General features: G+C 70.6%; 10 protein-coding genes. 9 read left to right on the top strand and 1 reads right to left on the bottom strand.

The window, feature by feature from the left end; translation table 11 throughout:
* The 8 genes from DDE23_RS18020 to DDE23_RS25350 all read left to right on the top strand — a co-directional run bounded on the left by DDE23_RS18020 (window position 1) and on the right by DDE23_RS25350 (window position 9,594).
* A complete protein-coding gene (locus DDE23_RS18020) occupies window positions 1-933 on the top strand; it encodes a hypothetical protein (protein WP_107751915.1) in 933 nt (310 codons plus the stop codon).
* Between the two features lie 73 nt (window positions 934-1,006).
* Window positions 1,007-3,328, top strand: a complete 2,322-nt coding sequence (locus DDE23_RS18015) for a Tex family protein (protein WP_107751995.1) — start codon at window positions 1,007-1,009, stop codon at window positions 3,326-3,328.
* A 103-nt stretch (window positions 3,329-3,431) separates the two neighbouring features.
* On the top strand, window positions 3,432-4,826 hold the full coding sequence (locus DDE23_RS18010) for an MFS transporter (protein WP_107751914.1): 1,395 nt from the start codon (window positions 3,432-3,434) through the stop codon (window positions 4,824-4,826).
* Window positions 4,823-5,746 carry a penicillin-insensitive murein endopeptidase gene (gene mepA, locus DDE23_RS18005; protein ID WP_107751913.1) on the top strand — a complete coding sequence of 308 codons (924 nt, stop codon included), beginning with the start codon at window positions 4,823-4,825 and terminating at the stop codon, window positions 5,744-5,746. The genes DDE23_RS18010 and mepA overlap by 4 nt, the downstream gene beginning before the upstream one ends.
* On the top strand, window positions 5,743-6,678 hold the full coding sequence (locus tag DDE23_RS18000; protein ID WP_157958080.1) for an esterase-like activity of phytase family protein: 936 nt from the start codon (window positions 5,743-5,745) through the stop codon (window positions 6,676-6,678). Before mepA ends, DDE23_RS18000 begins: the two co-directional genes overlap by 4 nt.
* A 63-nt stretch (window positions 6,679-6,741) precedes the next feature.
* Window positions 6,742-7,737 carry a GTPase gene (locus DDE23_RS17995; protein WP_157958078.1) on the top strand — a complete coding sequence of 332 codons (996 nt, stop codon included), beginning with the start codon at window positions 6,742-6,744 and terminating at the stop codon, window positions 7,735-7,737.
* Window positions 7,724-9,226: a GTPase family protein gene (locus DDE23_RS25610; RefSeq protein WP_107751910.1), complete on the top strand. Its 1,503-nt coding sequence runs from the start codon at window positions 7,724-7,726 to the stop codon at window positions 9,224-9,226. Before DDE23_RS17995 ends, DDE23_RS25610 begins: the two co-directional genes overlap by 14 nt.
* Window positions 9,227-9,255: 29 nt before the next feature.
* Window positions 9,256-9,594, top strand: coding sequence for a hypothetical protein (locus tag DDE23_RS25350; protein ID WP_192883737.1), 339 nt, complete (start codon window positions 9,256-9,258; stop codon window positions 9,592-9,594).
* 1,078 nt (window positions 9,595-10,672) lie between these two features.
* Here DDE23_RS25350 and DDE23_RS17980 read toward each other — a convergent pair.
* Window positions 10,673-11,653, bottom strand: a complete 981-nt coding sequence (locus DDE23_RS17980) for an OmpA family protein (protein ID WP_157958076.1) — start codon at window positions 11,651-11,653, stop codon at window positions 10,673-10,675.
* 118 nt (window positions 11,654-11,771) lie between these two features.
* Here DDE23_RS17980 and glpK point away from each other — a divergent pair, with 118 nt between their 5' ends.
* Window positions 11,772-13,247, top strand: a complete 1,476-nt coding sequence (gene glpK / locus DDE23_RS17975; RefSeq protein WP_107751907.1) for a glycerol kinase GlpK — start codon at window positions 11,772-11,774, stop codon at window positions 13,245-13,247.
* Window positions 13,248-13,249 lie beyond the last annotated feature (2 nt).

The following is a 13,249-nucleotide window of genomic DNA, read 5'->3' as shown; positions in this document are numbered from 1 at the left end:
ATGAAGCTCTTTGTTTTCCTGATGGGCCTGTGCTGGGCGGGCGCCCTGCAGGCGCAGGTGGCCGGGGTCAGCGTGACCGGCGATCTGGTGGCGGGCGGCCATGTCAGCGTGGCCTGGACCGGCCCCGATGGCCAGAACGACTGGGTGGGTTTCGCCGAGCCGGGCGCCGCGGGCAGCAGCTGGGTCAGCGGCGCCTGGGCCTATACCAATGCCGGCAACCCGCTCACCCTGACGCTGCCCCTGAGCGCCGGTGCCTACGAGCTGCGCTATGTCAGCGGCGGCAACGAGGTTCTGGCGGCGCAGGCCGTGACCCTCGCCGCGCCCCAGGGGGCGGGCGGGGTGGCGCCGGGCGAGGCAGCCCTGCAGCCGGTCGGCGCGCTGCTGGGCGGCGCGGTGCTGAGCGTCGGCTGGAACGGCCCGAACGGGCAGGGCGACTGGATCGGCCTGGCGCCGGTCGGGGGCGCGGCCAGCAGCTGGGTCGGCTCTTCCTACGCCTATACCAGCGCCGCCAATCCGGTGCAGATCGGCTTGCCCATCGACGGCGGCAGCTATGAATTGCGCTACGTGACCGGGGGCGGGCAGATCCTGCTCTCGATCCCGCTGACCGTCGCGCCCGGCACCCTGCCCAGCGTGGTCCTGCCCGCCATGACCGCGCCCGAAGGGGCGGCGCTGAGCGTGGCGCTGGGGCCGGACGCCCCCCGGGCGCAGGGCGATTACCTCTATATCGCGCGGCCGGGCGCGGGGCCGGGCGATTACAGCGGCGGCTATGTCGTGGTTCCCGCCGAGGGGTCGGCGCAGATCAACGCCCCCGCCACCGCCGGGGAATGGGAGCTGCGCTATGTCGTGACGCGGGGCACCGAATACATCGCCGTCGGCAGCGCGCCGCTCACCGTGACCGGGCCCGACTACAAGAGCCCGCGCAACCGGCCCTGAGGGGGGTTGGAACCGGGCGGTGGGGGGGCTAGTGTCGCCCTCCCCACCGACCCGAGAGGCCTGACCCGTGACCCTGTCCCCCGCCGCCCAGCTTCGCATCCCCCGCCAGATCGCCGCCGAGATCGGCGCCCGGCCCGAGCAGGTGACCGCCGCGGTGGCGCTGCTGGACGAGGGCGCGACGGTCCCCTTCGTCGCGCGCTACCGCAAGGAAGTGACGGGCGGGCTGGACGACACCCAGCTGCGCAACCTCGCCGAACGCCTGTCCTATCTGCGCGAGATGGAGGCGCGGCGGGCGGCGATTCTGGACTCGATCGCCGGGCAGGGGAAGCTGACCGACGATCTGGCCAAGGCAATCGGCGCGGCCGAGACCAAGGCGGTGCTGGAAGATCTGTACCTCCCCTATAAGCCCAAGCGCCGCACCAAGGCGATGATCGCGCGGGAGAACGGGCTGGAGCCGCTGGCGGAGGCGATTCTGGCCGACCGGACGGCGGATCCGGAGGCTTTGGCGGCGGGCTATCTGTCCGAGGCGGTGCCGGACGGGAAAGCCGCGCTGGAAGGCGCGCGCGAGATCGTGGCCGAGCGGCTGGTCGAGGATGCGGGGCTGAAGGCGGGGCTTCGCGCCCACATGGCCGCGGTCGGGCGGCTGACCGCCGAGGTGATGCCGGGCAAGGAAGCCGAGGGCGCCAAGTTCTCGGATTACTTCGCCCATTCCGAGGCGCTGTCGGGTGTGCCCAGCCACCGGGCGCTGGCCATGTTCCGGGGCCGCAACGAGGGCTTTCTGGCGCTGGACCTCGCCGTCGAGCCCGAGGCGGCGCCGGGCCAGTCGCGGGCCGAGGCCATGGTGCGGACGGCGCTGAACGTGGGGAACGCGGGCAAGGCCGATCAATGGCTCGGCACCGTCGCCGGTTGGGTCTGGCGCGTGAAGCTGAAACTCTCGCTGACCATCGACCTGATGACCGACCTGCGCGAAAAGGCCGAGGCCGAGGCGATCCGCGTTTTCGCCCGCAACCTCAAGGATTTGCTGCTGGCGGCCCCCGCCGGGGCCAAGGCGACGATGGGGCTGGACCCGGGGATCCGCACCGGCGTGAAGGTCGCCGTGGTCGATCCGACCGGGAAACTGCTGGAGACGGCGACGGTCTATCCCTTCCAGCCGCGCATGGATGTGCAGGGGACCCTGGCCGTGCTGGGCGCGCTGGTGCGCAAGCATGGCGTGGGGCTGATCGCCATCGGCAACGGCACCGCCAGCCGCGAGACGGATGCGCTGGTCGCGGAACTGCTGTCGAAACTGCCCAGCCCCCGCCCGGTCAAGGTGGTGGTCAGCGAAGCCGGGGCCTCGGTCTATTCCGCGTCCGAACTCGCCGCGCGGGAGTTTCCCGATCTGGACGTGTCGCTCAGGGGCGCGGTGTCGATTGCCCGGCGCCTGCAGGACCCGCTGGCCGAACTGGTCAAGATCGAGCCCAAGGCCATCGGCGTCGGCCAGTATCAGCATGACGTGAACCAATCGGCGCTGGGCCGGGCGCTCGATGGCGTCGTGGAGGACGCGGTGAACGCGGTCGGCGTGGAGCTGAACACGGCGTCCGCGCCCTTGCTCGCCCGTGTCTCGGGCCTCGGCCCGGGGCTGGCCGAGGCGGTGGTGGCGCATCGCGACGCCAACGGGCCCTTCGCCAAGCGCCGCGACCTGCTGAAAGTCGCGCGGCTGGGGCCGAAAGCCTTTGAGCAGGCGGCGGGTTTCCTGCGCATCCGGGGCGGGTCGGAACCGCTCGACGCCTCCTCCGTCCACCCGGAAGCCTATGATCTGGCGCGGAAAATCGTGAAGGCAGCCGGCAAGGACGTGGCCGCGCTGATGAAGGAGCCGGGCGCGCTGAAACGGCTGGAGCCGCGCGACTTCACCGACGAGACCTTCGGCCTGCCGACCGTCAAGGACATCATGGCGGAACTGGAGAAACCCGGCCGCGACCCGCGCCCCGAGTTCAAGACCGCCACCTTCGCCGAGGGCGTGAACGAGATCCGCGACCTGAAACCCGGGATGCGGCTGGAGGGCACGGTGACCAACGTCGCGGCCTTCGGCGCCTTTGTCGACATCGGCGTGCATCAGGACGGCCTCGTCCACGTCAGCCAGCTGGCTGACCGCTTCGTCAAGGACCCGCATGAGGTGGTGAAGGCGGGCGATGTGGTCAGCGTCCGGGTGGTCGAGGTCGATGTGGCCCGCAAGCGCATCGGCCTGACCATGCGCAAGGACAACGCCGACACCCGCCCGCAGGACAACATGCGCGACAAGGGGGCGCCGAAAGGCCGGGGGGCACCGCCGCCGCGCAGCGCCTCGGCCGGGCCGGCGAAGAAGGACGACACCGGGGCTTTCGGCGCCGCGCTGCTGGACGCGCTGAAAAAGCGCTGAGCCATCGGCGAATCCGCCACAGGTGAAAACCCTTGTAGATTCGTGACTTGCCCGAATCTGCGGCATCAGGTCTTGATCGGTCGATAGCCTGGGGGGGCAAGATATGACCGATTTCACGACCGCAGCCGCGGTCGATCCCGCGACGCTTGCCGCGGCTCGCAAACGCATCTGGGGCTGGTGGTGGTTCGACTGGGCCAGCCAGCCCTACAACACCTTGCTGATCACCTTCATCTTCGGCCCCTATGTGGTGGGCGTGGTGGGCGACGGCTCGCGCGCGCAGGCGATCTGGGGCTACGGCATCGGCTTTGCCGGGATCCTGCTGGCGATCTGCGCGCCCCTCCTCGGCGCGGTCGCCGACAAGAGCGGCAAGCGCATGGGCTTCATCTGGTTCTTCTCGGCGCTCTATGTGATCGGCGCCTGGGGGGTGTGGTATTCGGCGCCCGAGGATTTCAACATCTGGTTCGTGATGCTGATGTTCTGCATCGGCCTCGTGGGGATGGAATTCGCCACGATCTTCACCAATGCCATGCTGCCCGACCTCGCCCCGCGCGAGGAACTGGGCAAGGTCTCGGGCTCGGGCTCGGGCTGGGCCTGGGGCTATGTCGGCGGGCTGGTGGCGCTGATCCTGATGCTGACGCTTTTGGCCGAGGGCTCGACCGGCAAGACGCTGATCGGCATCGACCCGATCTTCGGCCTCGACCCCGCCACTCGCGAGGGCACGCGCTCGGTCGGGCCGCTGACGGCGATCTGGTATGTGGTCTTTATGATCCCCTTCTTCATCTGGGTGAAAGAGCCCCGCAAACCCGGCGCGGTCAGCATCGGCGCGGCGATTTCCGGCGCCTGGCCGGAACTGAAAGAGACGCTGAGGGGTTTGCCCCGCAACCGCAGCCTTTTCGCCTTCCTCGGATCCTCGATGTTCTACCGCGACGCGCTGAACGGCGTTTACACTTTCGGCGGCATCTATGCCGCGGGGGTGCTGGGCTGGAGCGTGGTGCAGGTCGGCATCTTCGGCATCCTCGCCGCCTTTACCGGCGCGATCTTTGCCTGGCTGGGCGGCAAGGCGGACAGCCGCTTCGGCCCCAAGCCCGTGATCGTCTTCAACGTGGTGGCGCTGGCGCTGACCGCGCTGGCCATCGTCTTTGTCTCGCGCAATTCGGTGTTCGGCATGCCGGTGGCGGCGGACTCGGGCCTGCCCGACATCCTGTTCTACATCCTCGGCGCCATCGTCGGCGCGGCGGGCGGCGCCATGCAATCGGCCAGTCGCACGATGATGGTGCGGCAGGGCGACCAGGACAAGATGACCGAGGGCTTCGGGCTTTATGCCCTGTCCGGCAAGGCCACGGCCTTCCTCGCGCCCCTCTCCATCGGCATCGTCACCGACCTGTCGGACAGCCAGCAGATCGGCATCCTGCCGGTGGTGGTGCTGTTCATCCTGGGCCTCATCCTTCTGGCCTTCGTCCATCCCGAAGGCTCGCAACCAAAGGCGCTTGCTTCATGAAAAAACTCGGTCTCGTCCTCGGCACCCTGATCCTGGCGGCCTGTGGCAGCGGGGCGGGGACCAATTCCGCCACCGCCCAGCAACTGGCCAACCAGCTGTTCGGGGCGGCGACGCGCGGGACCAGCGCCCCGGCCGAGGCCTATGGCAGCTATGCGCGGGGCTGCGCCGACGGGCTGGTGGAACTGCCCGAGACGGGACCGACCTGGCAGGCGATGCGCCTCAGCCGCAACCGCAACTGGGGCCATCCCGAGACGATCTCGTTCCTGCAGGACCTGAGCCGTCAGGCGGTGGCGATCGGCTGGAACGGTCTCTATGTCGGCGACATCAGCCAGCCGCGCGGCGGGCCGATGACATCGGGGCACGCCAGCCACCAGCTGGGCCTCGACGCCGATATCTGGATGCTGCCGCCGGGCAGCCTGACCCTCAGCCGGACCGAGCGCGAGAATATCTCGTCGATCAGCGTGCGGACCGAGGATCAGCGCGGCGTCACCTCGAACTGGACCGCGCAGCACGCGGCGCTTCTGCGCGCCGCGGCCAGCGATCCGCGGGTCGACCGGGTGTTCGTGGCGGCCGCCGTCAAGATCGAGATGTGCCGCACCGCCACGCCCGCCGATACCGCCTGGCTGCAGCGCATCCGCCCGATTGCGGGGCACAACTATCACTTCCACGTCCGGTTGCGCTGCCCCGCCGGATCGCGCCATTGCGAGACACAATCGCCCACCGTGGCGGAACTTTCCAACGGGGGTAACGGTTGTGATGATACGCTGACCTGGTGGGTGACGGATTATCTGAACCCGCCGCGCCGGACCACGCCGGTCGAACCCTCGCCCGAGCCGCCACAACCCCGCCGCCGGTCGGCCCGTGAGATGATCATGGCCGATCTACCCCGCCAATGTGCCCAGGTATTGGAAAGAGAATGAAAGCTGCCCGCGTCATTGCTTCCGCCCTGCTGGGATTGACCGCGCTTCTGCCCGCGGCGCTTCAGGCCCAGCCCGCCACCTATTACGCCGGGGTCGTCCAGCACGAGCCCGCCTCCATTCCCGCCACCCAGGTCGTGGCGCGCTACCGGCTGCCGCTGATGTCGGGGGGCATCAACGACTTTTCCGGTATCGCCACCTCGGATGGCAACACGGTCTACATGGTCTCGGACCACGGTTTCATCGTCAGTGCCCGCCTGCAACGCGGCTATGGCCAGCGGATCGACGGGGTGGAGATCCGGCAGGTCGCGCTTCTCAACGACGAGAACGGCCATCCGCTGACCGGCTCGATGCGTGACGCCGAGGGGGTGACGATCGGCCGCGACGGCGCGCTCTATGTCTCGTTCGAGCAGCACAACCGCGTCATGCGCTACCGCCAGCTGGGCGGGCGGGGCGAGGATCTGGGCGCGCATGTCGATTTCGCCCGGCTGCGCGCCGGGCGCGGGCTGGAGGCGGTCGCCGCCGCCCCCGACGGCCGGGTCTATGCCATCCCCGAACGCCCGGCCCGCGCCACCTATGGCTTTCCCAGCTATGTCTGGAACCCGCGCGGCGGCTGGGGGGACGGTTTCCGCCTGCCGATGGACCTGCAATTCCTGCCGGTCGGCGCCTCGTTCGGGCCGGACGGCCTGCTCTATGTCCTTGAGCGTGAACACGGTCCGCGCGGCTTCCGCAGCCAGGTCCGCCGCTTCACCGTCAACGGCGAGGGGATCAGCGCCGGGCAATGGGTGATGCGCTCGGACTACGGGCAATTCGGCAATCTCGAGGGGATCAGCGTGTTCCGCGACTGGAACGGCCGGATCCGCCTGCTGATGGTCTCGGATGACGACCTGCAGACGGGACCCAGCGAGCTGGTGGACGTGGTGGTCAATCGCTGAGCGATTGCATCCGCGCCCCATCGTTCCCATCTTTCGGGAGAGGAACGGCAAAGGGCTGACGGTGTGACGGACGAGCGCAAGCAACAGGTGGAACCGGCGGTGCCGGTGATCTGGCTCCTGGGCAAGACGGGGGCGGGCAAGACCTCGCTCGTCCGCGCCCTGACCGGCGAGGGCGAGATCGGCAACGGCTTTGCCCCCGGCACGCGCGGGGCCGCGACCCATGATTTCCCGGCCAACGCGCCCGCGGTGCGTTTTCTCGATACGCGGGGGCTGGGCGAGGATGGTTACGACCCCTCGGCGGATATCGCCGCGGCCCAGGTCAGCGCCCAGGCGATCCTGGCGGTGATGCGGCTTGACGATCCGGTGCAGGCCCCGGTGGCCGAAATCCTGCGCAAGACGAAATTGCCGGTGCTGCTGGTCCATACCGGCGCCGACCTCGTGCCGGATCCCGGGGCGCAGATCCGCGCCAAGGCGCATATGACCGAGCTGATCGGCCGCGACCTGCCCTCGGTCACGCTGTCGATGCCGCATGAGGGGCTGGTGACGGGGCTCGAGGCGCTGCTCGACGCGCTGGACAGTTTCCTGCCCCGCGCTGCCGCCGCGCTGCGCCGCGCCGACGAGGCCCGTGCCTTTCTGGCCGTGCGGGGTCTGGTCCTGCGGTACGCCGCGATGGCGGGGGCGACGGACATCGTGCCGCTGGCGGGGCTTGCGACGGTTCCCGCCGCACAGGGCGCGATGCTGCATGCGCTCGCGCGCAAGCACAAGGTCGACCTGACGCCCGCCCGGCTGGGGCTACTGGCCTCGGCCATGGGGATCGGCTCGCTGGTCCGCATGGGCACCGGGCTTCTGGTCCGGCAGGGGGTCAAGCTGGTGCCGGTGGCGGGCCAGACGCTGGGCGCGGCGGCGGCGGCGGGGACCTCGTTTGCCACGACCTATGCGCTGGGCCGCGCGGCCTCGGCCTGGCTCCATGGCACGGCGCAGGGCAAGGCGCCGGACGGGGCGACGCTGCGTGCGCTCTACGATCAGGCGCTGAAGGGCGCGCGGCATGCGTCTGGCTGACCGGCTCAGGCATACGCTGCTGCGCTGGGACCGGCTGGGGCTGGCGGCGGTGCTGGCGCTGCCGCTGACCGTCTCGACGCTGCTGGGTTTCCTGTGGCTGAACGAACACGGCTATCTGCTGTGGTTCGCGCTGGGCTCGGCGGTGTTCTACGCCGTGTTCCGGGGCGCCGTGCTGCTGGCCCGCTGGCGCACCCGCGTGGCGGGCGAGCGCGAGCCGCGCACCCTGGAGGGGCCGAAGCCCGACCCCGAATGGTCGGACACCGAGAAAGCCGCCTTCGCCCGCGCCCGCGCCCGCATCGACCGCCGCCTGCGCGAGCCGCTGCCCTGGGACAAGCTGCCCGAAGAGGCGCTGGCCGTGGTCGAGGAAGTGGCGGCGGACCTCTCGACCGGCAAACGTTCGGCGCTGGATTTCACCCTGCCCGAGGCGCTCTTGCTGATCGACCAGGTGGCGCTGCGCTATCGCGCCTTCCTGCTGGAGAACGTGCCCTATTCCGACCGGCTCTCGGTCCGGACGATGCATTGGCTCTGGCGCCAGCAGGATACCGCGTTGACCGCCTGGGAGACGGGTTTCCTGGCCTGGCGCGGGGTGCGGCTGGTGCTGAACCCGGCGGTGGGCCTGCTGCGCGAGGCCGAGAGGGTGCTGGCCACCGGCCTGCAGGACCGCCTGACCGAGAAATTCCGCCGCGACGCGCAGGCGATCCTGCTGGAGGAGGCGGCGCAGGCGGCGATCGACCTCTATTCCGGCCGGCTGAAAGTGTCGGAAGCCGACCTCAGCCGCCGCGGCGCCCGGGTCACGGTGCCCGACGCCCCGGCCGAAGGCGCGGTCGAGATCGTCATCGTCGGCCAGACCGCGGCGGGGAAATCGACGCTGGTCAACGCGCTTTTGGGGCGCGAGGCGGCCGAGACCGACGCCGCGCCGACCACCGACCGCGCGGCGGGGCATGCGCTGGACGAGGATCTGCGGATCATCGACACGCCGGGACTCGACGGGTCGGAACGCATGGCCCGGGCGGTGGCGGCGCAGATGGTGACGGCGGATCTGGTGCTCTGGCTGCATCGGGCGAACCGGCCGGGCAGGGCGGCCGATACCGCACTGGCCCGCGCCTTTGCCGAGGCCATGGCCCGCGACCCGGCCCGCCGCCAGCCGCCGGTGATCCATGTGGCGAATGCCGCGGACCTGTTGCTGCCGGGCTGGCCCCGGCCTGAAAACGCGCTGACGCCCGAGGATCGCCAGCGGCTGGAGGCGGCGACGGGGGCGATCGCCCGGGCGATGGGCGTGGCCGAGGTGCTGCCGATCCGGGCCGAGGCGCCCGACTGGAACATCGACGCGCTGCGCGAGGCCATCGACCGGGTGCTGCCCGAGGCCCGCATGACCCGCCGCAACCGGCTGCGGCTGGAGGCCGCGGCCGGCGAGGGGCTGCGCGGCAACCTGACCCGCGCGCGGAAGGGCCTCGGCGCCATGCGCCGCGCCATCCGCTGGAAGCGGTAGGGGCCAGATCCCGGGGTCTTCGCGACGTTGTGGCGCTTCGCCTCGTTTCCCGTTGCCTCCGCTCGGCCCGCATCGTTCTGTCGCTGTCGCTGTCGCTGTCGCTGTCGCTGTCGCTGTCGCTGTCGCTGTCGCTGTCGCTGTCGCTGTCGCTGTCGCTGTCGCTGTCGCTGTCGCTGTCGCTGTCGCTGTCGGTTCCGTCGCGTCGCGGCATGGCAAGGCAGGACGGGGCGCGCGCGAAGGCGGGCAATTTGGAACAACCCTTCGTCGCCCCGCTCTCCCCAGGCCCGGGACAAGCACAGCCCTTGGCCGCCATCTCCGCCCTGGCCCCTTCGGTTCGCTCGATTGCGCCCGGCTCCCGTGTGGGGTGATGGAAAGGGCGCTGCTCCGAGTACGATGCATGGGGGTATTTCGCCCCAATCTCCCCGGGCCCGGGACAGGCACAGCCCTTGGCTGCCAACTCCGCCCCGGCCCCTTTGGTTCGCTCGATTGCCCCCGGCTCCCGTGTGGGGTGATGGACAGGGCGCTGATCCGGGCACGATGCATTGGGGGGGTATGTTGCCCCGCTCCCCCCGGGCCCGGGACAGGTACTGCCCTTGGCCGCCGCCTCCGCCCCGGCCCCTCGGTTCGTTCGAGGGCGCCCGGCAACCGTGTGGGGTGATGGACAGGGCGCTGATCCGAGTACGATGCATGGAGGAAGGTAGGCCCGCTCTTGCCCCGGTCCGGCTCCGACCAACCCCGGGGGTAACCGGCAGCCAAACGGTATCGTCCGCGCGCCGGACCGGCGCCTCGGCGGCCTGTCAGCCTTGTGCCCCGGCCGCGATGGGCGTCTTGCGGCGAGCAACCGGGGAACCGGCCGAGTGTTCCGGGCCATCGGCGCAGATCATCGACATGTCCGTCCTCGGCGCCGGTCAGCCGCCTGGCGTGGCAAGGGAGGGGGGCTGACTGCGCGCTTGGCCGTCTTCGCGGCGGCGCGACGCGTGACATTCCGGTTGGGAGCGATCCGGGCGACCGTCGCAGAAGCGAGGGCATACACCCTTGACAGAGTGATGGGGCGACGGCTTCGGTGCCTCTCGGTGCCTCTCGGTGCCTCTCGGTGCCTCTCGGTGCCTCTCGGTGCCTCTCGGTGCCTCTCGGTGCCTCTCGGTGCCTCTCGGTGCCTCTCGGTGCCTCTCGGTGCCTCTCGGTGCCATCATGTCCGCACCGGTCGTCCCTCATTGCGGGCATGATGGCGCTGCGCTGCCGCGCTGTGCGCCCGCCGAGGCCGGACAGGGAGGTAGTTGCGGCCGGTGTGGCCCGAGGCGGCTCCGCGCGCCGCCGTCGGCCGGTCCTCTCGCCAGCTGAGGCGGTCCTCCGCAACGGTACCGATTTCGACGCCCCCTTCGCACCTTGCCTCGCGGCCCTTCCCCCGCTGACATCGGGTTCAGGGCCGGTGCCCTACGCCGCAGCCTATGGTCCCGCGACCAGTTCCACCCGGCGGTTGCGGGCGCGGCCGGCTTCGGAATCGTTGGGAAAGAGCGGCGACAGCGGCCCCAGCCCGAAGGCGCGCAGCGAATCGCGGGGGATGCCGTGACGCTCGATCAGGGCGGCGATCACCGCTTCGGCCTGGACCTGCGACAGGCGGGCGGCGTCGGCGAGGCTGCCCCGCTCCTCGGTATGGCCGACGAGGCGGAATTCCTGCCGCTGGTTGGCCCGCAGGTAATGGGCCAGCGCGGCGAGCACCGGCTCCGATTCAGGCGCAAGCCCCCCCGCCTCGTTGAAATGCAGCCCGTCGAGGACCACGCGGCCGCGCCGGGCGATGCCCTGGTCCAACGCCTGCAGGCCGAGGGGCGGGGCCGGGCCGCTGCGTTGGGTCTGCGTCAGATCCAAGAGGACGCCGATCTGCTGCGCGGCGGGCTGGGTCACCAGCATCACCACCCAGAGGATGCCCTCCGCCCCCTCACGCGAGGCGACGATGGCCCCCTGCGCGGGCTGGTCCGTGCCCTGCAGCACGGGCGCTTCGGCCGGCAGGGGATTGGCGCCCAGATAGAGGCCGATCCAGGCATTGCTGCCGACGCCCAGACCGGCGCGGTCGGCGGTGAAACCGGCGGTGCGGATCTCGAACCCGGCGCTTTCCAGCAGCTCGCGCTGGCGGCGATAGATCCCCTCCATCTGCCGCAGGGTGCCGCGGCGGGTGTACCAGGTCCGGCTGCCCGCGCCCGTCAGATGCACCCAATCGGCGATCCCGCCCAGCGCCGTTATCGGCCCCAGCGGCACCGAGGCGGGGCGCGGCCCCTCGGCCATCGCCTGCCAGTCGAGCGTCTGGCCGATGTCGCGCAATTCGGGCAGCGGATCGGCGGGGCCGCCATCCTGTGCCTGGGCCGTGACCATCCCCAGCGCCAGCAGGGCCGCCGCCAGCGCCATTCCGATCCGTCGAGTGAGCTGCCGCATCCGTCTCTCCGCCATAACCCTGGTCAGCATGGCGGCGCCGGGTAAAGAATCCCTTTCCACGGCAGGTGTTGACGGCCCCCGCGCCGCGCGCCACCTTTCGCGCCAAAGGGAGACTTGCATGCCGATCCTCGCCATCGACCAGGGCACGACCTCGAGCCGGGCCATCCTCTTTGACGCCGATCTCAAGGTGCTGGCCACGGCGCAGCAGGAATTTCCGCAGCATTTTCCGTCGTCTGGCTGGGTCGAGCACGATGCCGGGGACCTGTGGCAGACCACCCTCGCCACCTGCCGCGAGGTTCTGGAACAGGGCAGCGCCGAGGCGATCGGCATCACCAACCAGCGCGAGACGCTGGTGATCTGGGACCGCGAGACGGGCGAGCCGATCCACCGGGCCATCGTCTGGCAGGACCGGCGGACGGCGGATCTGTGCGAGGATCTGCGCGCGGGCGGGCACGAGGCCGAGGTGACCGAGCGCACCGGCCTGCTGCTTGATCCCTATTTCAGCGCGACCAAGGCGAAATGGCTGCTGGACCGGGTGCCGGGCGCGCGCGACAAGGCCGAGGCCGGGAAACTGGCGCTGGGCACGGTCGATTGCTTCCTGATCTGGCGCCTGACCGAGGGGCGGGTGCATGCGACCGACGCCACCAATGCCGCGCGGACCATGCTTTACAACATCGGCACGGGCGCGTGGGACGAAGAGCTCTGCCGTCTGTTCGAGGTGCCGATGGCGCTGCTGCCCGAGGTCCGCGACTGCAACGCCGAGTTCGGCGAGACGCGGCTCTTCGGTGCGCCGATCCCGATTCTGGGCGTGGCGGGCGACCAGCAGGCGGCGACCATCGGCCAGGCCTGTTTCAGGCCGGGGATGATGAAATCGACCTATGGCACCGGCTGTTTCGCACTGATGAACACGGGCGAGACGCGGGTGGCCTCGGAAAACCGCTTGCTGACGACCATCGCCTACCGGCTGGACGGGCAGGTGACCTATGCGCTGGAGGGCTCGATCTTCATCGCCGGGGCGGTGGTGCAATGGCTGCGCGACGGGCTGGGGATCATCGAGCGCGCCGACCAGACCCAGGCGCTGGCCGAAAAGGCCGATCCCGAACAGCGGGTAATCATCGTTCCGGCCTTCACCGGGCTCGGCGCGCCCTATTGGCGGCCCGAGGCGCGGGGCGCGGTCTTCGGCCTGACCCGCAACTCGGGCCCCGCCGAATTCGCCCGCGCGGCGCTGGAGAGCGTGGCCTTCCAGACCCGCGATCTGGCCGAGGCGATGCGGGGCGACTGGGCGGCCTCGGGCGTCGAGGCCGAGGTCGGCGTGCTCAGGGTCGATGGCGGCATGAGCGCCAGCGATTACACCATGCAGGCGCTGGCCGATATCCTGGGGGCGCCGGTCGACCGGCCGCCGGTGCTGGAGACGACGGCGCTGGGCGCGGCCTGGCTGGCGGGCCACAAGGCGGGGCTGCTGCCGGGGGTCGAGGGTTTCGCCGCGCGCTGGGCGCTGGAACGCCGCTTCGAGCCCGAGATGAACAATGCCGCGCGCGAGGCCCGTTATGACGCCTGGCGCCGCGCCGTGGCGGCAGCCATCGCGGCGGGCTGAGC

Source organism: Pararhodobacter aggregans (genome assembly GCF_003075525.1).
Lineage (GTDB): Bacteria > Pseudomonadota > Alphaproteobacteria > Rhodobacterales > Rhodobacteraceae > Pararhodobacter > Pararhodobacter aggregans.
Note: the sequence above shows the minus strand (reverse complement) of the source record. Positions and strands in the feature narration are given on the sequence as shown.